This is a genomic window from Microbacterium karelineae (assembly GCF_009745985.1).
In the GTDB taxonomy this organism is placed as follows: domain Bacteria; phylum Actinomycetota; class Actinomycetes; order Actinomycetales; family Microbacteriaceae; genus Microbacterium; species Microbacterium karelineae.
The window spans coordinates 64,440-82,466 of sequence record NZ_WFIX01000184.1 but is presented as its reverse complement, the minus strand read 5'-3'; the positions used below and the strand labels follow the sequence as shown (position 1 = coordinate 82,466).

At 68.4% G+C, this 18,027-nt stretch carries 17 protein-coding genes; 13 read left to right on the top strand and 4 right to left on the bottom strand.

Translation table 11 applies throughout. The annotated features are described in order from the left end of the window. Positions 1-10: 10 nt before the first annotated feature. From GB932_RS11740 to GB932_RS11730, 3 genes are read left to right on the top strand one after another with little or no spacing between them, the layout of a single operon-like run. On the top strand, positions 11-871 hold the full coding sequence (locus GB932_RS11740) for a branched-chain amino acid ABC transporter permease (RefSeq protein ID WP_156760887.1): 861 nt from the start codon (positions 11-13) through the stop codon (positions 869-871). Beyond that, the gene (locus tag GB932_RS11735) at positions 858-2,615 is read left to right on the top strand and encodes a branched-chain amino acid ABC transporter ATP-binding protein/permease (RefSeq protein WP_156760886.1); all 1,758 of its coding nucleotides are present in this window, start codon (positions 858-860) and stop codon (positions 2,613-2,615) included. Before GB932_RS11740 ends, GB932_RS11735 begins: the two co-directional genes overlap by 14 nt. Next, the gene (locus GB932_RS11730) at positions 2,615-3,319 is read left to right on the top strand and encodes an ABC transporter ATP-binding protein (RefSeq protein ID WP_156760885.1); all 705 of its coding nucleotides are present in this window, start codon (positions 2,615-2,617) and stop codon (positions 3,317-3,319) included. Before GB932_RS11735 ends, GB932_RS11730 begins: the two co-directional genes overlap by 1 nt. Positions 3,320-3,355: 36 nt before the next feature. Here the strand turns inward: GB932_RS11730 and GB932_RS11725 are convergent, their stop codons facing one another. After that, the gene (locus GB932_RS11725; protein WP_156760884.1) at positions 3,356-4,168 is read right to left on the bottom strand and encodes an SDR family NAD(P)-dependent oxidoreductase; all 813 of its coding nucleotides are present in this window, start codon (positions 4,166-4,168) and stop codon (positions 3,356-3,358) included. A gap of 46 nt (positions 4,169-4,214) precedes the next feature. Beyond that, entirely contained in the window at positions 4,215-4,961 is a 747-nt protein-coding gene (locus tag GB932_RS11720) for an SDR family NAD(P)-dependent oxidoreductase (protein WP_156760883.1), read from the bottom strand. A 222-nt stretch (positions 4,962-5,183) separates the two neighbouring features. Here GB932_RS11720 and GB932_RS11715 point away from each other — a divergent pair, with 222 nt between their 5' ends. The 3 genes from GB932_RS11715 to GB932_RS11705 are packed head-to-tail and all read left to right on the top strand — an operon-like array spanning position 5,184 to position 9,127. Continuing rightward, positions 5,184-6,620, top strand: a complete 1,437-nt coding sequence (locus GB932_RS11715) for an APC family permease (RefSeq protein ID WP_156760882.1) — start codon at positions 5,184-5,186, stop codon at positions 6,618-6,620. Positions 6,621-6,648: 28 nt separating this feature from the next. After that, on the top strand, positions 6,649-7,488 hold the full coding sequence (locus tag GB932_RS11710; protein WP_156760881.1) for a molybdenum cofactor biosynthesis F family protein: 840 nt from the start codon (positions 6,649-6,651) through the stop codon (positions 7,486-7,488). Position 7,489: 1 nt separating this feature from the next. Continuing rightward, the gene (locus GB932_RS11705; protein WP_156760880.1) at positions 7,490-9,127 is read left to right on the top strand and encodes an amidohydrolase; all 1,638 of its coding nucleotides are present in this window, start codon (positions 7,490-7,492) and stop codon (positions 9,125-9,127) included. 32 nt (positions 9,128-9,159) lie between these two features. Here GB932_RS11705 and GB932_RS11700 read toward each other — a convergent pair whose 3' ends face one another. After that, positions 9,160-9,750, bottom strand: coding sequence for a TetR/AcrR family transcriptional regulator (locus tag GB932_RS11700; protein ID WP_156760879.1), 591 nt, complete (start codon positions 9,748-9,750; stop codon positions 9,160-9,162). A gap of 173 nt (positions 9,751-9,923) precedes the next feature. Here GB932_RS11700 and GB932_RS11695 point away from each other — a divergent pair, with 173 nt between their 5' ends. The 5 genes from GB932_RS11695 (at position 9,924) to GB932_RS11675 (ending at position 15,780) form a co-directional block, all read left to right on the top strand. Next, positions 9,924-12,245 (top strand): arylsulfatase, encoded by a 2,322-nt coding sequence (locus tag GB932_RS11695; RefSeq protein WP_156760878.1) that lies wholly within the window; start codon positions 9,924-9,926, stop codon positions 12,243-12,245. A gap of 20 nt (positions 12,246-12,265) precedes the next feature. Further along, positions 12,266-13,255 carry an ABC transporter substrate-binding protein gene (locus tag GB932_RS11690; protein WP_156760877.1) on the top strand — a complete coding sequence of 330 codons (990 nt, stop codon included), beginning with the start codon at positions 12,266-12,268 and terminating at the stop codon, positions 13,253-13,255. An 82-nt stretch (positions 13,256-13,337) separates the two neighbouring features. Continuing rightward, a complete protein-coding gene (locus GB932_RS11685) occupies positions 13,338-14,105 on the top strand; it encodes an ABC transporter permease (protein WP_156760876.1) in 768 nt (255 codons plus the stop codon). Then, complete coding sequence (locus tag GB932_RS11680) at positions 14,105-14,923, top strand: ABC transporter permease (protein ID WP_156760875.1); 819 nt, start codon at positions 14,105-14,107, stop codon at positions 14,921-14,923. The genes GB932_RS11685 and GB932_RS11680 overlap by 1 nt, the downstream gene beginning before the upstream one ends. Beyond that, on the top strand, positions 14,923-15,780 hold the full coding sequence (locus GB932_RS11675; protein ID WP_156760874.1) for an ABC transporter ATP-binding protein: 858 nt from the start codon (positions 14,923-14,925) through the stop codon (positions 15,778-15,780). The genes GB932_RS11680 and GB932_RS11675 overlap by 1 nt, the downstream gene beginning before the upstream one ends. Positions 15,781-15,791: 11 nt before the next feature. Here the strand turns inward: GB932_RS11675 and GB932_RS11670 are convergent, their stop codons facing one another. Next, positions 15,792-16,904 (bottom strand): mannose-1-phosphate guanylyltransferase, encoded by a 1,113-nt coding sequence (locus tag GB932_RS11670; protein WP_156760873.1) that lies wholly within the window; start codon positions 16,902-16,904, stop codon positions 15,792-15,794. A gap of 221 nt (positions 16,905-17,125) precedes the next feature. Here GB932_RS11670 and sdhC point away from each other — a divergent pair, with 221 nt between their 5' ends. Next, entirely contained in the window at positions 17,126-17,560 is a 435-nt protein-coding gene (sdhC, locus tag GB932_RS11665; protein ID WP_156760872.1) for a succinate dehydrogenase, cytochrome b556 subunit, read from the top strand. Beyond that, entirely contained in the window at positions 17,560-18,003 is a 444-nt protein-coding gene (locus GB932_RS11660; protein WP_156760871.1) for a succinate dehydrogenase hydrophobic membrane anchor subunit, read from the top strand. The genes sdhC and GB932_RS11660 overlap by 1 nt, the downstream gene beginning before the upstream one ends. The last annotated feature ends 24 nt before the right edge of the window (positions 18,004-18,027 follow it).

Here is an 18,027-nt window from a genome sequence, read left to right as displayed (position 1 = left end):
CAGCCCTCACATGATTCAGGGAGCGATCGCAGGCCTCGCCGCCGGCGGGCTGTACGCCGCGCTGGCCGTCTGCCTGACGCTGATGTCGCGGCTCGTGCGAGTGGTGAACTTCGCGCAGGCGGGGACCGGGATGTTCGGCGGCTTCTGCGCCGTCTGGCTCGTGACGCAGATCGGCGTGCCGATCTGGGCCGGCACGCTCATCGGCATCGTCGTCGGCGGGCTGCTCGCGGCGATGATCGGCGCAATCGCCGCGACGTGGCTGTCGGAGGCCGACACCTCGACGCGCTCGGCGATGACCGTCGGCCCGCTGCTGCTTCTCATCTCGCTGTCGTTCATCCTGTTCGGCAACAAGCCTCAGCCGTTCGAACCGATCATCGCCGGCCCGGCGTTCTCGATCGGCGGCGTCGTGGTGAGCTGGGTCGCCGTGGCGACGGTGTCGCTCGCGGTCATCGTCGCGGCCTCGGCGAACATCGTCCTGACGCGGACCCGCACGGGGATCCTCCTGCGCGCGCTGTCGGAGCGACCGACGACCGCTGAACTGCTCGGGATCCGATCCCGCCCCCTGTCGATCGCGGTCTGGTTCGTCACGGGTGTGATCAGCGCGACCGCGATCATCATCGTCGCTCCGTCGCAGTCCAACGACGCGACGAGCCTGTCGATGCTCGTCGTTCCCGCCGCGGCGTCCGCGCTGCTGGGCGGCTTTCGACGGCTCGATCTCGCCGTTGTCGGCGGGCTCGCCCTCGGCGTCCTCGGCGGTGTCGTCGCGCAGATCGACGAGGTGGCTGCGGTGCGCAATTTCCTTCCATTCGTGTTCATCGTGGTCCTGCTGCTCTGGACCCAGCGCAAGGAGGTCTGGGATGCTGCTCGCTGACAGAAGGTGGTTCCGCTCCGGCTGGCCGTTCGCCGTGGCAGTCGCCGCGGTCGCCATCGGCTACGCGCTCAGCATCGGGCTGTCCGGATACGCGGTCTATCTCGCGATCAGCGTCGTCACGAGCTCGATCGCGATCATGGGCCTCGGCATCGTCACGGGATCCGCCGGAATGATCGCGCTGTGCCAGCTCACGTTCGCCGCCGTCGGTGCGTGGATCGTCGCGTGGCTCAACGTCTCGGGTGCCCCGGGCGGATTCGCCGTCTGGCTCGTGCTCGGCGCGCTCGGCGCCGGTATCGTCGGCATCCTCATCGGCCTTCCCGCTCTGCGCCTGCGCGGCGTCAATCTCGCGGTCGTCACCTTCGGCTTCGCCGCCGCAGCGGCCGTGACGCTCGGGCAGATCCAGTTTCCGGGTTCGACGGACGGCATCGCGGTGCAGCGGCCAGGGCTGTTCTCCGACGATCGCTCATACTTCTTCTTCAGCGTCATCGCGCTCGCGGTCTGCGCCCTCGCGGTGTTCTTCCTCCAACGCGGCCGGTGGGGGGCGAGCTGGAAGTCCGTCGCCTTCTCGGAGCGCGGCACGGCGTCGGCCGGACACAGCGTGCGCACCGCGAAGCTCACAGCCTTCGCCGTGAGCGCGGCACTCGGAGGCGTCGCCGGCGGGCTGATCGCCGGTCAGGTGCAGCTGCCTTTCGCCACCAGCTTCACCCCGCTCCTCTCGCTCGCACTGTACGTGCTCGCGATCATCTCGGGCGCCCACCTCATCGATATGGCGATCTTCGGCGGGCTCCTGTGGGTGCTCATCCCGGAGCTGCTCAAACGCTGGGACATCCCCCAGGACTGGGCCTTCGTCATCTTCGGAGTGCTCGGCGTGCAGGCCCTGACGAGCGGCACGAATCTGGGGCAGGCGATCCGCGACTTGCTGCATCGTCGTCGTCGGTCGCCCGAGGACGACGCGTCGATCGATCGCGACGAACCGGCGGAGGACGCGGTCACGACCACGACGGTCGCGACGATCGATCCCGCCGCCGACAGCAACGCTCCTGTGCTGACCGTGGAAGGCCTCACCGTCGAGTTCGGTGCGCTGAAGGCTCTCGACGGCGTCTCGTTCGAGGTTCCCGCGGGAACCATCATGGGCCTCATCGGCCCGAACGGCGCCGGAAAGTCGACCTTCGTCGACGCCGTCAGCGGCTTCCTCCCGGGCCACGGCGGGCGCGTCCTCCTGGACGGAGGAGATCTCGGATCCCTCAGCCCGACAGCACGCGCTCGGCGCGGCCTCCGCCGCACCTACCAGCAGGATCGCGTCCCGCCCCAGCTCACCGTCGAGGCGTACGTTCGCTTCGTGGCGCGGCGACGCCTCGACCGTGCGGAGATCGACCGCGCTCTCGCCTTCTTCGGCTGCCCGCCCGCCTCCGACCGGCTCTCGGCCGTCGATGTCGGCACCCGTCGTCTGATCGAGGTCGCGGCCCACCTGCTCGCGGCGCCGCGGGTGCTCGTTCTCGACGAGCCCGCAGCGGGCCTCTCGCACGACGAGCATCTGGCGCTCGCCGCCCGGCTGCGCGAGGTTCCGGATCGCTACGGGGTATCGCTCGTGATCATCGAGCACGACCTCGACCTCGTGCGATCGGTGTGCCCCCGGCTGACGGTGCTCGACTTCGGTCGGGTGATCGCGAGCGGCCCCCAGACCGAGGTGCTGGAGGACCCGGCGGTCGTGAAGGCATACATGGGAGAGACGGAGATGCTGTGATGGCACACGCGAATGGCGACCTCACGCTCGAAGACGTCGCGGTCAGCAGGGGCGCGGGCGAAGTGATCTCGGGGATCACGACAACACTCGTCCCGGGCGAGGTGCTCGCGCTCGTCGGCCCCAACGGCGCAGGCAAGACGAACCTGATCGAGGCGATCTCGGGGGTGACACCGCATTCAGCGGGGCGGATCCTGCTCGACGATGAGCCGATCGACAAGGTCTCCCGCGTCGGGCGAGCGCGTCGCGGGATCGTGCACATCGAGCAGGGACGGGCCGTGTTCGGCTCGCTCACGGTCCGCGAGAACCTCTCGATCACGGCGCGCGGCCCCGGCGGCATCGACGAAGTGCTGGAGAGCTTCCCGGAGCTCAGCAGACGCCTCGATTCGCCCGCGGGCCTGCTCTCGGGCGGCGAACAGCAGATGGTCGTGCTCGCCCGTTCCTTCGCCGCGAAGCCCCGATTCCTGCTCATCGACGAGATGTCGCTCGGCCTCGCCCCGGTCGTCTTCCATCGGCTGCTGCCGATCGTGTCCGATATCGCGAGCTCCGGCGTCGGAGTGCTGCTCGTCGAGCAGTTCACCCAGCTCGCCCTCGGGCTGGCCGAGAACGCCATCGTCGTGGCGAGCGGATCCGTCACCTATCAGGGCGCATCCGCGCCGCTGCGGGACGAACCGGAGCTGCTGCAGCGCGCGTATCTCGGAGGGTGACGGATGGGCGCGCGCATGGCGCGCCCATCCGAGCGGCTACATCCCCGCGTGCTCGAAGGCGAGCGTCGGCACGTCGACGATGTGGGCACCGCCGTCGGCGACGAGAACGGAACCGGTCATGTACGACGACTCCCCCGATCCGAGGAAGCGCACGATCGACGCGATCTCGGCGGGCAGCGCAGGACGTCCGAGGGGAACGTCGCCGGTGACGGCGGCGTAGGCCTCTCCGCGCGAGGACAGCTGAGCGTGTGACGCGAACTCATCCATCTCGGCATCGGCCATCGGCGTCTGCACCCACCCGGGGCACACGGCGTTCACGCGAACGCCCCGACGACCGTAGTCGCGCGCCAGGGAGCGAGTCAGCCCGATCAGAGCGTGCTTGCCGACCGTGTACCCCGCCACGCTCGGCCCTGCGAAGAGCCCCGCGAGCGATGAGACGACGACGATCTGGCCCTTCGTCTCGATCAGCGCGGCGAGGCTCTCGCGCGCCATCGTGAACGCCGTCGTGAGATTGGCGTTCAGCGCGGCCTGCCATGCGTCGTCGTCGGTGTCGGCCACCGCGGAGAACCCGTGCCCGCCCGCGTTCGCCACGAGAACGTCGAGGCGCCCGAACCGGTCGAGCACGACGCGGACCGCCTCCGCCGCGGACGCACGGTCCGCCGCGTCTGCGACCACCGCCGTCCCGCCGACGGCTTCAGCCACCCGATCCAGCGGTTCCTTCCGGCGACCGATCACGACGACGTGCGCGCCCTCGGCCGCGAATCGCTCCGCGACGGCCGCGCCGATCCCCGTGCCTCCTCCCGTGACGGCGACGACTCTTCCTTCAACTTCTTCTCCTGCGAATCCCATCTCGATCCTCTCTGTTCGACGGGCGTGCGATCCCGCGGCCGATCGGCTACGCGGGGAAGGCAGAACGGGCGCTGTACCCGAAGTCGCTGACGAGCGCGGTGCCGTTGATCGCGCGCGCCCATGGTGAGCAGAGGAACGCGACCGTGCCTGCGATCTCGTCCGGCGTCTGGACCGGGAAGCTCTGCCCCGAGAATCCGTCGGGCAGGTGCAGATCCCCCCGACTCATCGCCGTGTCGACGACGGACGGGCAGAGAGCCGCGACCCGCACCCCGTCGGGCGCGAGATCCACGGACGCGGCCCGCGCGAGCTGCAGGACAGCGGCCTTCGACGCGCAATAGGGAACCATCCCCGGCGCGGCGACGAGAGCCGAGTCGCTCGCAACGAGCACCGCGACGGCGAGCCGCGACCGGCGCAGCAGCGGGGACACGTGGCGCAGCAGGAGGAAGGATCCGGTCGCGTTGACGTCCATCACCCTCCGCCACTCGTCGACGGTCACCTCGTCGACCGTCGTTCCCACGGAGCCGGAGACCCCCGCGCACGCCACCGCGAGGTCGACACCGTCGAATCGCTCGGCCGCGGCAGCCACAGCCGCGCGCATCTCGTCGTCGCGGGTCACGTCGGCCGCGAGGGCGAGCACAGCACCGGGCTCTGCGACTGCCGGCGGCTCGGGCGCCGCGCGGTCGATGAGGACGAGACGACACCCCTCGCGAGCAAGCGCATCCGCGACGGCGCGGCCGATCCCTCCCGACGCGCCCGTGACGAGGGCGACGGCGCCTGCGAGCCCCAGATCCATCCGAAGCCTCCTCGCCTCGTGCCTGTGTCCGAGGACACGCGCAACCGGCGCGCGTCCTCCCGTTGATCGTGCACGTGCCTGACCCGTCCGATCGGCCCTCTGCGCTGACGCAACACAAGCGTGCGCTCTCCCGCAAGCGCGAGCGCATCCCGGCGACACAGAATCGGTGGCACGCACTCGTAGGTCTTCGAGTGCCGCAGAACGCCTGGCAAAGGAGCCTTCGTGAGCACAGCACCCTCGACCGAACTCAGACAAGGAGCCCTCGGCGTCGCCGGCATCGTCTTCCTCGTGCTGGCTGCCGTCGCGCCGCTGACCGGCATCATCGTCGTCGCGTCTCTCGCGATCGCCCTCGGCAACGGCGGCGGAACCCCGGTGTCGTTCTTCCTCGTGGCCGTCGTCCTCCTTCTGTTCGCCATCGGATACGCACAGATGTCGAAGCAGATGGTCAACGCCGGAGGCTTCTATGCGTTCGTCGTCAAGGGGCTCGGCCGAACGGGCGGCCTGATCGCCGGCTTCATCGCGACTCTCGGCTACAACTTCTTCGTCGTCGGCACGATCGGCACGAGTGGCTTCTTCATGCAGACGATCATCGCCGACCTCACCGGCTTCAACCTGCACTGGTATGTGTGGGGCCTGCTGTCGATCGTCGTGAGCTTCTTCATGGCGCGCTCCGGCGTCGACTTCAGCTCGAAGGTGCTCGGCGTCGCCCTCGTCCTCGAGGTGCTGATGCTGGTGATCTTCGACGTCTCAGTTCTCGTGCAGACCGGCTACGACATCAGCGCGTTCAGCCCGCAGTCGGTGCTCTCCGGTTCCCTGCCGATCGGACTGCTGCTGGCCGCCACCGGCTTCCTCGGCTTCGAGGCGACCTCCCTGTTCAGCGAGGAGTCGAAGAACCCGCTGAAGACCGTTCCCCGGGCCACCTATACGTCGATCGCCGCGATCGGCATCATCCTCGGCGTCACGACCTGGGCGGTCGTGAGCGCGACCGGCGTGGAGCAGGCTCAGCAGACGGCGATCGATCATCTCGATGCCGGAGACCTGATCTTCTCGCTGTCCGAGAAGTACCTCGGCGGTGGGCTGACGATCGTGATGATGATCCTGCTGCTCGTCAGCCTCTTCGCCGCCATGCTCGCCTTCCACAACTCGGCCAGCAGGTATCTGTTCTCGCTCGGCCGCGCGAAGGTGCTGCCGAGCGCCCTCGCCCGCACCCGGAGCAACGGGGCACCGCAGTTCGCGGGCATGGTGCAGGCCGGCTTCGCGGCGATCGTCGCCGCACTGTTCGCGGTCGCAGGCGCGGATCCGATCGTCTCGCTCGTGCCCTCGATGCTCGGCTTCGGCACCCTGAGCGTCCTGGTTCTGCAGGGGCTCGCCGCCCTGTCGATCGTCGTGCACTTCCGCCGCGAGAGGGACAGGCGCCTCTGGAGCACGCTGATCGCACCGGGCGTCGGATTCCTCGGGATCGCCTCGATCGTCGTACTCGCCGTGGCGAACTTCGACATCGTCGCAGGATCCGATGCCCTTCTGATCCAGCTCATGCCCCTGCTGCTCGTCGTCGCGATCATCGGAGGCATCCTGTTCGGTTCCCACCTGCGCAGGAACCGGCCCGACGTCTACCGCGGCCTGTCGGAAGACCTCGAGCGCTTCACCGTCCGCGACTGACCAGAGAACACCTCGACAAGGAGCACAGATGACCGAGCAGATCACCCTCTCCGACACCCGCACATGGCTTCCGCTCGACGGGCTCGCACCGGGATTCGACGCCAGCAAGGCCGAACCCAGCCACGCACTCGACGGTCGGACGATCACCGTCGTCGACGAGCGCGGAACGCGAGTGACCCACACCTTCGGCGACGGAACGGTCGCCTGGGAGTATGCGCCGAGTGCGGGCGATTCCACCGCGGCCGACACGCGAACAGACCCGTGCGAGGTGTTCGAGGTCGACGATGAGCTCTTCTACGCGCAGTTCCACCACCAGCACCACCCGACAGAAGCGGTGTCGCTCGTGCTCGATCTGCGCGGCGGCCATGCGCTTACGATCGTCAGCGTCCTCGGCGAGGCCTCCCCCGGCCGCACCGCCGTGCAGCAGGTCTTCGTTCCCGGACGCATCGAGGGGATCGAGCAGACGGGCCCCGCGCCCGCGCCGACGACCGAACTCATCGGCCGTCGCGTGCTGTGGGTGTATTCGTCCGAGCACGCCTACGAGCACGTGTACCTCTCGCCCCACTGGTACACGTGGCAGTGCCTCGCCGGCCCCGAGCGGGGGCTTGCCGACACGGACGAGAACTCCGTCTGGCGGATCCGCCCCGGCATCTGCGTCTTCGCGTGGCGCGAGAAGGTCATCCCCTGCGGCTCGGTCACGATCGCCGATCATCGTGATGCGACCGCGATCCGGTCGCACGGCGTCCTGTTCGGCGCGGACGAGGCGGGGGCGGGCGCCACCCACTTCACCTTCGGCGCGCACGGCAGGCTGATCTCGACGACCGTGCACCCCGACGCCTACGACCCGGCCCGTCCGCTGGAGCGCTGAGATGACCCCCGACCTCATCCTCACGGGCGCCGTCGTCCGTACCGCCGATCGCGCGAACCCGATGGGTTCGGCTCTCGCGATCGGCGGCGGCAGGATCCTTCGGATCGGCTCGGACGACGATGTTCTCGCCCTCGCGACGAGCAAGACCGAGGTGCGCGAGCTCGCAGGCCGTGCCGTGTACCCGGGCTTCGTCGATGTGCACAATCACCACGCCCTCGCCGGGCGGACGGATCTCTTCGAGCTGTCATTCAGCCCCGCGCTCGACCTCGAGGGGATCCTCGACGCCGTGCGTGCCCACGCCGAAGCGCTTCCCGCGGATGCGTGGATCTCCGGCGGCGCCTTCCCGAGCACGATGGAGGACGAGCTGAACAGCTCGGCGGTGCGCCGCCGCCTCGATGATGCGGCGGGCGGGCGCCCCGTGATGCTCATGGAGGACAGCCGACACAATCGCTGGGTGAACAGCGCCGCCCTGCGACTCGCCGGAATCACGCGCGAGAGCATCCCCGCGGAGGGCACGACCCTTCTCGACCCCGACGACGGCGAACCGACGGGCGTGTTGCTGGAGGGGGCGGGAATCCCGGTCCAAGAGGCGCTCGAACGCGGCGGAGGGCTCACGGCCGAGCAGCATCGCCGGAGCTCGCGGCGCGGCATCGAGATGCTGAACGCGTACGGCGTCACCTCCTTCCAGGACGCGGCGGCCTCGGCCGAGATCCTCGCCTCCCTCGCGGCGCTCGACGAGGCGGGTGAGCTGCACGCATGGGTCGTGACGAGCCTCACCGTCAACGACCAGATCTTCGGATACGACCCCGTGGGCGAGCCCCTCATCGAACTCGGCGAGCAATACCGCACCGAGCACCACCGCCCCGACTTCGTCAAGATCTTCCTGGACGGCGTGCCTCCCGCACGCACCGCTCTGTTCCTCGATCCGTACCTTCCCGACGACGTTCACGGCGCGCACCATCACGGCGAGACGACGATGGATGCCGAGGAGCTCTCCACCGCGCTGAGGTCGACGAGCGGACGCGGACTCGGCGCGAAGGTCCATTGCACGGGGGACGGATCCGCACGCCTGTTCCTCGACGTCGTCGAGCGGCTGCGCGGCGAGGGCTTCGCAGACACCCGTTTCCAGATCGCCCACGGACAGTTCCTCGCCCCCGAAGACGTGGAGCGGATGGCGCGACTGCGCGTGACCGCCGACATCTCCCCCTTCATCTGGTACCCGGGCGTCATCCCCGATGCGCTCACGGCGGTCCTCGGCGAGGAGCGCGCGAAGAGGTCTCAGCCGAACCGTTCGCTCATCGACGCGGGCGGTCTCGTCGCGGGCGGATCCGATTGGCCTGTCAGCGAGTCGCCGAACCCGCTCGAAGGGATTCAGGGCCTCGTCACGCGCGCCGACCCGCTGGGTCGCGCATCAGGCACCCTGTGGATCGAGCAGGCCCTGACCGCCGAGGAGTCGCTCGAGGTCTTCACGGTCAACGCGGCACGCGCGATGGGGATCGACGATGTGACGGGTTCGCTCGAGCCCGGGAAGTCGGCGGACTTCGTCGTGCTCGATCGCGACGCGATCGGCGGCGAGCCGGACCGGATCATCGACGCGCGTGTCGAGGAGACGTGGTTCGCGGGGCGACGGGTGCACTGATCGTCACCGCGATCGGAGACTCGCCCCCTCCGCTACGCGCGGATCCGGTCGAGGAACTGATCGAGCGCGGCCGTGATCCGCTCATCGATCGCGGTCTCCGGCATCAGAAGCGACATGACCTGCCAGCCGGCGTTCATCGCGGCGACTTCGTCCACGACGGCGCCGATCTCGACGCCGTCGTCGAGTTCGCCCTCCGAACGCGCCTGCTCCAGGAACGTCCACATGAGGCCTCTCCATCGCATGTTGTTGCTGCGATGGAGCTGGCTCAGATCATCGTTCTGCATCGCCTGTTCCCAGAACGCGACGACGACCCGCGCGTACGGCCGGCTCGATGCTCCGAAAGGGAGGATCTGCCTGCACAGCTCGCGCAGTCCGGCGAGGCCCGTCACTCCGGCGAGCGCCTCGTCGAGTCTCGCGTTCGTCGCGGAGTACGCCCGCACGAAGGCCGCCGAGATCAGGCTCTGCTTGTCCGGGAAGTATCGGGCGAGGGCGCCATGCGCGAATCCCGCTTCCTCGGCGATCTCGCGCATCGTCGCACGGTCGAAGCCTCCGCGCTGAATCAGGCGCCATGTGGCATCCACGATCAGCTCGCGGCGTTCATCGTGGTCGACGATCTTCGGCATTCGATTTCACCACCTCTTGTCCGCTCGATCCTTCCATGAGCCTCGAGCCGAAGATCTCCATGTGGTGATGAATGTTACGCAATGGTGACCACAATATGGTGAAGAAGCGATAGTCTTTTCATCACCAGCCGGTGACGAAAACGTCCCAGCTCACGATCGACGAAGGAGTCGACATGGTGATTCCGGCGGCGTGCGCACGAGGCTACGCAGACTTCGACGGAACAGCGGCCGAGTTCACGTCGGACTCCGATCCGGCGTGGCCGCAGCCCCGCCGAGCGTCACCCGGTGCCCCGAACGTGATCGTCGTGCTCGTCGACGACCTCGGCTTCAGCGATCTGGGCCCGTTCGGCGGCGAGATCGACACGCCGCACATCGATCGGCTCGCGGGCGCGGGATGGACCTTCACGAACTACCACACGAATCCCGTGTGCTCACCCTCACGCGCCTCGCTGATGACGGGGCTGAACCCGCACCGTGCGGGCTTCGGAACAGTCGCGCACGTCGATCCCGGCTTCCCCGGATACAGCTGCGAGCTCCCCTCCGACGCTCCGACGCTCGCCGAGTCCCTGCGCGCCGGCGGGTACGCGACCTTCATGGTCGGCAAATGGCATCTGACCCTCGAGTCCAAGATGCACGACGGAGCCGACAGATCGACCTGGCCTCTGCAGCGCGGATTCGACCGCTACTTCGGAAGCATGGACGGCTTCACCGCGCTCCACCACCCCCACCGTCTCGTCGAAGACAACTCACCCGTCGATCTGCGCGAGTACCCCGATGGCTTCTTCCTCACGGACGAGCTCACGGATCGTGCGATCCGGATGATCGATGAGCTGCGCGTCAACGATGCCGACAAGCCGTTCTTCCTGTACTTCGCGCATACGGCCGTACACGGTCCGCTCCAGGCGAAGCCCGACGACATCGCGAAGTACCGCGGCGCATACGACGCCGGATGGGATGAGATCCGGCGCCAGCGTTTCGAACGACAGCGCGCACTCGGGATCGTGCCGGGCGACGCCGCCCTCCCGCCGCACGCGCCGACCGACGGAGAGCCGATCCCCGCATGGGACGAGCTCACCGACGACGAGCGCGAGCTGTTCGCCCGTCACATGGAGGTGTACGCCGCGGCGGTGGACGAGGTCGATCAGAGCCTCGGTCGCCTGCTGAACCACCTGGACGCCCTCGGCGAGCGGGAGAACACGATCGTCCTCCTGGCGAGCGACAACGGCGGGACGGCCGAGGGGCGATCGACGGGGACGCGAAGCTACTTCGCCCAGTTCGGCATCGGCCATGCGCTTCCCGAAGACTGGGTTCCCGACGTTCCGCGCGTCCTCGACCTGATCGGCGGACCGCGTGTCTACAGCCACTACCCCGCTGGTTGGGCGCGCGCGTCGAACACCCCCTTCCGCTCGTTCAAGGGCAGCGTCTACGAGGGCGGCGTCCACGCTCCCCTTGTGATCTCCTGGCCCGCCCGCGAGAAAACGCATGGCGGGATGCGAGACCAGTACGTGTATGTCGCCGACGTCGCCCCGACGGTCCTCGACCTCACGGGCGTGCCTCCGCTGGACCACCGAGCCGGTGCGCCCGCCGCGGAGATCGACGGCCGCAGCTTCGCCGCGATGCTCACCGACCGCGCTGCCCCCGCCCGGAAGGAGCAGCTCTACGAGTGCTTCGGGCTCCGCGGAATGTACCGCGATGGCTGGAAGGCCGTGTCCCCGTCGCCGCCCACCCGCGAGCAGGGGGCAGCCGGAGGGGAATGGGAGCTCTACGATCTGCGGTCAGACCCAACGGAATCCGCCGATCTCGCGGGCGCCCGGCCCGACCTCACCGACGCACTCGCATCCGCCTGGCGCGAGGGCGCGTGGCACAACACCGTCTTCCCCCTCGACGACGACGGCACGCTCCACCGAGTGCACCCCTCGACCGACGACGAACTCTCGCGCGCCGTCCGGATCCCGGCGTTCTCCGCTCCACTCGAGCGGTTCCGATCCGCCCGCCTCACGGTGCTCAGATCGTTCCGGGTCGTTTTCCAGATCGACACGACCACGGAATCTGCTGGCGTCCTCCTGGCGCACGGCGACCAGGGCGGCGGGTACTCACTCCGCATCGAAGCGGGCGCGTGGCGCATCGCCTACAACGCCTACGGCACGATGCTCCGCGCGTCCTCCTCTCCCCTGCCGCCGGGCGCGCATGACGTCGAGTGGCGGTTCGACGAACGAGACGGCCTCCGATGGGACGTCTCGGTCGTGAGCGATGGCGCGCTCGCCTGTCGGCTCGACAACGTGCCGATGATCCTCGGAATGGCGCCTTTCACAGGAATCAGCGTCGGCTACGACTTCGGGAGCCCCGTCGACTGGGACATGTACGAGATCCACCGATCCTTCCCCCTCACCGGAGCGACTCTGCGCTCGGCGCACGTCATACCCGGAAGCCGCTCCGAGCACGACCCCACGATTCTGCGCGAGATCGGCGCCGCCGTCGCCGATCTCGCCGACTGATCCGAAAGGACACGATCACCATGAACACCCCACGCACACTCACCGTCACGTCCACTGCGCTGGCGGCGCTCGCCCTCGCAGCCTGTTCCGCAGGCAGCCCCGAAAGCGCCGATGAGGACGGGACCACCACGGTCACGGTCGCCGCCGTCGGCATCATGTCCGATGTCACCCTCGACATCGCGACGGAGCAGGGCTTCTTCGCCGAGGAGGGCATCGAGATCGAGATCTCCCAGGTCGCCGCGCCGCCGGCGGGCCTCGCCGCGCTGCAGGGCGGCCAGGTCGACATCGCCTTCTCCCCGGGCGTCGTCTTCGCGAACGCACGCGCTCAGGACATCCCCGTCGTCATCGTCGCGGGAGCCAGCGGCTTCCCCGCCGATGTGCCCCCGGGCCCCGAGCTGGACCTCTACGACGACACCGGTGTCTACGTCGACCCGTCGTCCGGATTCACCTCGCTGGCCGATCTCGAGGGGGCCACGATCGCGGTGAACGCCCGCAAGGCCAATCTCGAGGCGACCGCCAGCCAGGCGCTGCGAAACGCCGGCGTCGACCTGTCGACGATCGAATGGGTGGCCCTCGATTTCACGTCGATGATCGAATCGCTCACCTCGGGCCAGGTCGACGCCGCCGTGCCGGTGAATCCGTTCACCCTGCAGGCCGAAGAGGCCGGCATGGAGCGCATCGCGTCGCCTGCACCGGAGTTCTTCGGCGACGGCGCGAGCAGCTTCTGGCTGACCAGCTCGCAGATCGCCGAGGAGAAATCCGAGGTCGTGACGAGCTTCCAGGCCGCGATCCACAAGGCCAACGCCTATGCGAACGAGAATCTCGACGAGTCGATCGCCGCCGGCGTCGAGATCGCAGGACTCGACGTCGCCGTCGAGGACGCGGGGAAGATCTACTGGCCGCTCGAAGTCACCCAGCAGGACGTCGAGGTCATCGGCGACAACCTCGTTGAGCTCGACTTCCTCGATGCTCCGGTCGACATGACCGACGTCATCCTCCCTGGTGCATGAGCCGCCGAAACCTCACGGAGCACATCATGAACTTCGCCCTCCCCCGGCGCACGGCCGAGGCCGCATCCGCAGAGCCCCTCCCATGCGCCCCCTGAGACTCGTCTCCGGTACGGCCGGCTTCGCGTTCGCGATCCTGGCCTGGCAGCTGATCGCAGCCGGGCCGATGGCGGGATCCGCGTTGCCGACCGCGACGGCGACCTTCACCGAGCGGTTCTCCCTTCTGCCGACGCCCGAGTTCTGGGCAGACGTGGGATCCACCGTTCTCGTCGCGCTGGGCGGCTTCGCGGCCGCTCTGGTCACGGGTGTCGTCATCGGCATCGCCGTCGCGACATCACCCCTCACCATGCACGCGACGCGGGCGATCCTCGAGTTCCTCAAGCCGATCCCGCCGATCGTGCTCCTCCCGCTCGTCGTCCTCGTTCTCGGGCCGACCACGGACATGGGTCTGTTCCTCGTGTTCTACGGGTGCGCGCTTCCGATCATCATGCAGACGGCATCGGGTGTCTTCGATGTCGACCCCGTCACGATCGCGACGGCTCGCTCGTTCAGCATGGGACGCTTCGAGGTGCTCTGGCGGATCGTGCTGCCGAGCGCGATGTCGTACATCGGCACCGCCGTGCGCATCACCGTTCCCGCATCGCTCATCATCGCGGTCGTCGCAGGGCTGCTCGGGGGCGGCCCCGGGCTCGGAAACAGCCTGCTGCGCGCGCAGCTCAGCGGGTCCCAGACCCAGCTGTTCGCCTACGTCATCGCCCTCGGCGTGCTCGGCCTGCTCTTCCAGGCCGTGAGCGAAGAGGCGGAGCGCCGCGTTCTGCACTGGCACCCATCCTTCCGGAAGGAGGCCGTGTGATGACCGAAGCATCCACGACCCAACGGATCCGCCGGATCCCGACGATCACGAAACCCGTCCTCATCGGCATCGAGATCGCTGTTCCCGTCGCGCTCATCGCCCTCTGGTGGTTCGCGTCTGCGGGATCGACAGACCCGTTCTTCCCTCCGCTGTCAGCCATCGCCCAGCGCTTCCAGGAGCTGTGGCTTTTCGACCATCTCGTCAGCGACGTCCTGCCGAGCCTCGGCAACCTCCTCGCCGGTTTCGTCATCGGCGGCATCGGCGGCATCGCACTCGGCGCCGTGCTCGGAACCTTCCGCCTGGCGCGCTGGCTGTTCGCTCCCGTCATCGACTTCTGGAGAGCGATCCCACCGGTCGCGCTCGTGCCGATCGTCGTCTCCCTTCTGGGTTTCGGAAACGAGACGCGGATCCTGACGATCGCGATCGCCGCGCTGTTCCCGACGCTGATCTCGACAATCGACGGAATGCGCTCGGTCGACCCTCAGCTCCGCGATGTCTCGCAGATCTACCGACTCGGTGCGCGAGAGCGCCTGTTCGACGTGCGGCTGCCCGCCGCCAGCCCCCGCATCGCCTCCGGACTGCAGGTGAGCCTCCAGGTCTCCTTCATCGTCATGATCGCGAGCGAGATGCTCGGCTCGTCGAACGGGATCGGATCGATGACCCTCCTCGCCCAGCAATCGTTCGCGACCGCCGATATGTGGGCAGGCATCGTCCTGCTCGGCATCATCGGCTACGTCACCAATTTCGTCTTCACCCTCATCCGCGACCGCGTGCTCCGTTGGTACGTGCGTTCGCAGCAGCTCGGAAAGGCCATGTGATGACCTCCCAGATCACCCCCGCCTCGGACTCCGGGACTCAGCACCGGCTCAGCGTCCGCGGGCTCGGCAAGTCCTACGGATCCGGCCCCAGCACGACCAGGATCATCGAGGATCTGACCTTCGACGTGGCCGCGGGCGAGATCGTCTGCATCGTCGGCCCGTCCGGCGTCGGCAAGACGACGCTGCTGAAGTGCCTCACCGGTCTGCAGCCGGTCTCCTCCGGCGCCGCGTATATCGACGGCGTCCCCATCCAGGGGCCGCCGGAGGAGATGGCGCTCGTCTTCCAGGAGTACACGCGCTCCCTCATGCCCTGGCTGACGGTGCGCAAGAACGTCGCCCTGCCGCTGAAGCATCTGCGGCTGTCCGCGCGCGAACGCGATGAGCGCGTTGACGAGGCGATCACGGCCGTCGGCCTCGAGCACGCCGTCGACGGCTTTCCGTGGGAGCTCTCCGGCGGGATGCAGCAGCGCGTGGCCATCGCCCGCTCGCTCGCCTACCGCCCGGAGGTGCTCGTCATGGACGAGCCCTTCGCCTCGGTCGACGCGCAGACGCGATTCGAGCTCGAGGACCTGTGCCTGCGCATCCGCGACCGGTTCAGCATGACGATCGTCGTCGTCACGCACGACATCGATGAGGCCGTCTATCTCTCCGATCGCGTCGTTGTGCTCGGCAGCCGCCCCGCGGTCGTGACAGAGGTGCTCGACGTCGGCCTCCCGTCTCCGCGCGATCAGATCGCCACGCGCGCGCTGCCGGCGTTCGCGACGCTGCGCAGCGAGATCCTCTCGCACATCAGGGAGGGCAGGATCCCGACCGCGACGATCCGCACGCAGCAGAAGAAGCGACGTCGAGGGCGGTGATCCGCCGTCCGTCAGAGGACGCTGTCGCGCCCGCGATCGTGCAGCGAGCTGACGGCGCCCTTCACGCGCTGCGCGTGCTCGGGCGTCGTCACGAGAAGAGCATCCGGTGTGTCGACGACGATGACGTTCTCGACCCCGATCATCGCGACGACGCGATCCGTCTGCGAGACGACGAGCCCGGACGCGGCGTCGTCGAGCACGTTCTCGTTGTCGCCGATGACGGTCACCGTGTCGTGGCGCCCCGGCGCGATGAGGTTCCACAGGCTCGCGAAGTCGCCGACGTCGTCCCAGTCGAACTGGCCGGGGATCACGGCGAGCAGCCCCTTGTCGGCGGCGGGCTCGGCGACCGCGTAGTCGATCGCGATCTTCTTGAGGCCCGGCCAGACGCGGGCGACGACCTCGTCACGGTCGCCGGTGTCCCACGCGTCGGCGATCTCGACGAGCCCGTCGTGCAGCTCGGGCTCGTTCGCCGCGAGCTCCTTCAGCAGCACGTCCGCGCGCGAGATGAACATGCCCGCGTTCCACAGATAGGAGCGGTCGGCGAAGTACGACCGTGCGGTCGCGAGGTCGGGCTTCTCGACGAACCGCTCGACGAGCGCCGCGAGGGGCGCGTCGTCGATGACGAGCTCCTCGCCCGTCTTGATGTAGCCGAAGCCGACGGCCGGCTCGCTCGGCTGGATGCCGATCGTCGCGATGTATCCCTCGCGCGCGGCCGCGACGGCCTGGCGCACCGTGAACTCGAACACGCGCTGCCGACCGATGACGTGATCCGCGGCGAAGGATCCGATGATCGCGTCGGGGTTGCGGCCGCGCAGGATCGCCGCGGCGAGGCAGATCGCGGCGGCCGAGTCGCGCTGGTCCTGCTCGATGAAGACGTTCTCAGCGACGATGTCGGGGAGCGACTCCTCGACCTTGTCGCCGTGGGCTCGGCCCGTGACGACGCCGATGTTCTCGCGGCCCGCGAGGGGCAGCAGGCGATCCCACGTCGCCCGCAGCAGCGAGGCGCCGGATCCGGTCAGGTCGTGGAGGAACTTCGGCGACTCGGCGCGCGAGAGCGGCCAGAGCCGGGATCCGATGCCACCCGCGGGGATCACAGCGAAGAAGTCGTCGATCGGCGCAGACATGCGCCCCACGCTAGCCGACGCGGATCGGGATCCCTCGGCGACCTCGGCGCGTCGGCGCGTCTCCGGCGCGACCAGGGAAGTTATCTTGATGTCGAGATAGTTAGGTTCACCTACATCGATCGAAGACGGTCCTGGGAGTATCCTGGCGAGCAGGCCGATGAGCGCGTCCTCCGCGTCGCGCGAGACGTCGGACGCACCAACATCGATCAGAGAGGACGATCGTGTCCGCACCCGCGCGACTGACACCCGATGTGTCCCAGACCACGTCGAAGGTTCCGCGTGGCACCCTGTACCGCGGCCGCGAGGGCATGTGGTCGTGGGTTCTCCACCGCATCACCGGCGTCGCCATCTTCTTCTTCCTCCTCGTCCACGTGCTCGACACGGCGCTCATCCGCGTGTCCCCAGAGGCGTATGACGCGGTCATCGGCACCTACAAGAACCCGATCATGGGCTTCGGCGAGGTCGTCCTCGTCGCCGGCATCGCGTATCACGCGTTCAACGGCCTGCGCGTGATCCTCATCGACTTCTGGTCGAAGGGCGCGAAGTATCAGCGCCAGCTGTTCTGGGGCGTCATCGCGGTCTGGGCCGTGACGATGATCGGCTTCAGCGCGCGCCACATCCCGAACGTCCTCTCGCACATCGGAGGTGGCCACTGATGAGCGCCCAGACCATCGCCGCGCCGCGCACGCCGCAGCGCCGCAAGGGCTCCAACCTCGAGAAGTGGGGCTGGCTGTACATGCGCGCATCGGGCGTCCTGCTCGTCGTGCTGATCTTCGGGCACCTCTTCGTCAACCTCATGGTCGGCGACGGCATCAGCGCCCTCGACTTCGCCTTCGTGGCGGGCAAGCTGGCGAATCCGTTCTGGCAGTGGTGGGACGTGCTGATGCTCTGGCTCGCCTTCATCCACGGCGCCAACGGCATGCGCACGATCGTGAACGACTACGTGCTGAACGCCAAGGCGCGCGCCGTGCTCGTCTGGGTGATCGGCATCGTCGCCGCGCTCATGATCCTGCTCGGCACGCTCGTCGTGTTCACCTTCGACCCGTGCCTGGGCGTCACCGAGAGCAGCACGCTCTGGACCGCCTGCCAGGCCGCCTGAGCCTGACGGAAGAGATTGACAGAG

Excerpts from the sequence above, each read along its gene's own strand:
- GB932_RS11740 (WP_156760887.1), top strand. The coding sequence starts at position 11 with ATGATTCAGGGAGCGATCGCAGGCCTCGCCGCCGGCGGGCTGTACGCC.
- GB932_RS11720 (WP_156760883.1), bottom strand. The coding sequence starts at position 4,961 with ATGGATCTGGGGCTCGCAGGCGCCGTCGCCCTCGTCACGGGCGCGTCG.
- GB932_RS11680 (WP_156760875.1), top strand. The coding sequence starts at position 14,105 with ATGACCGAAGCATCCACGACCCAACGGATCCGCCGGATCCCGACGATC.
- GB932_RS11710 (WP_156760881.1), top strand. The coding sequence starts at position 6,649 with ATGACCGAGCAGATCACCCTCTCCGACACCCGCACATGGCTTCCGCTC.
- GB932_RS11670 (WP_156760873.1), bottom strand. The coding sequence starts at position 16,904 with ATGTCTGCGCCGATCGACGACTTCTTCGCTGTGATCCCCGCGGGTGGC.
- GB932_RS11685 (WP_156760876.1), top strand. The coding sequence starts at position 13,338 with ATGCGCCCCCTGAGACTCGTCTCCGGTACGGCCGGCTTCGCGTTCGCG.
- GB932_RS11705 (WP_156760880.1), top strand. The coding sequence starts at position 7,490 with ATGACCCCCGACCTCATCCTCACGGGCGCCGTCGTCCGTACCGCCGAT.
- GB932_RS11660 (WP_156760871.1), top strand. The coding sequence starts at position 17,560 with ATGAGCGCCCAGACCATCGCCGCGCCGCGCACGCCGCAGCGCCGCAAG.
- GB932_RS11735 (WP_156760886.1), top strand. The coding sequence starts at position 858 with ATGCTGCTCGCTGACAGAAGGTGGTTCCGCTCCGGCTGGCCGTTCGCC.
- GB932_RS11725 (WP_156760884.1), bottom strand. The coding sequence starts at position 4,168 with ATGGGATTCGCAGGAGAAGAAGTTGAAGGAAGAGTCGTCGCCGTCACG.
- GB932_RS11695 (WP_156760878.1), top strand. The coding sequence starts at position 9,924 with ATGGTGATTCCGGCGGCGTGCGCACGAGGCTACGCAGACTTCGACGGA.
- GB932_RS11675 (WP_156760874.1), top strand. The coding sequence starts at position 14,923 with ATGACCTCCCAGATCACCCCCGCCTCGGACTCCGGGACTCAGCACCGG.
- GB932_RS11730 (WP_156760885.1), top strand. The coding sequence starts at position 2,615 with ATGGCACACGCGAATGGCGACCTCACGCTCGAAGACGTCGCGGTCAGC.
- GB932_RS11690 (WP_156760877.1), top strand. The coding sequence starts at position 12,266 with ATGAACACCCCACGCACACTCACCGTCACGTCCACTGCGCTGGCGGCG.
- GB932_RS11700 (WP_156760879.1), bottom strand. The coding sequence starts at position 9,750 with ATGCCGAAGATCGTCGACCACGATGAACGCCGCGAGCTGATCGTGGAT.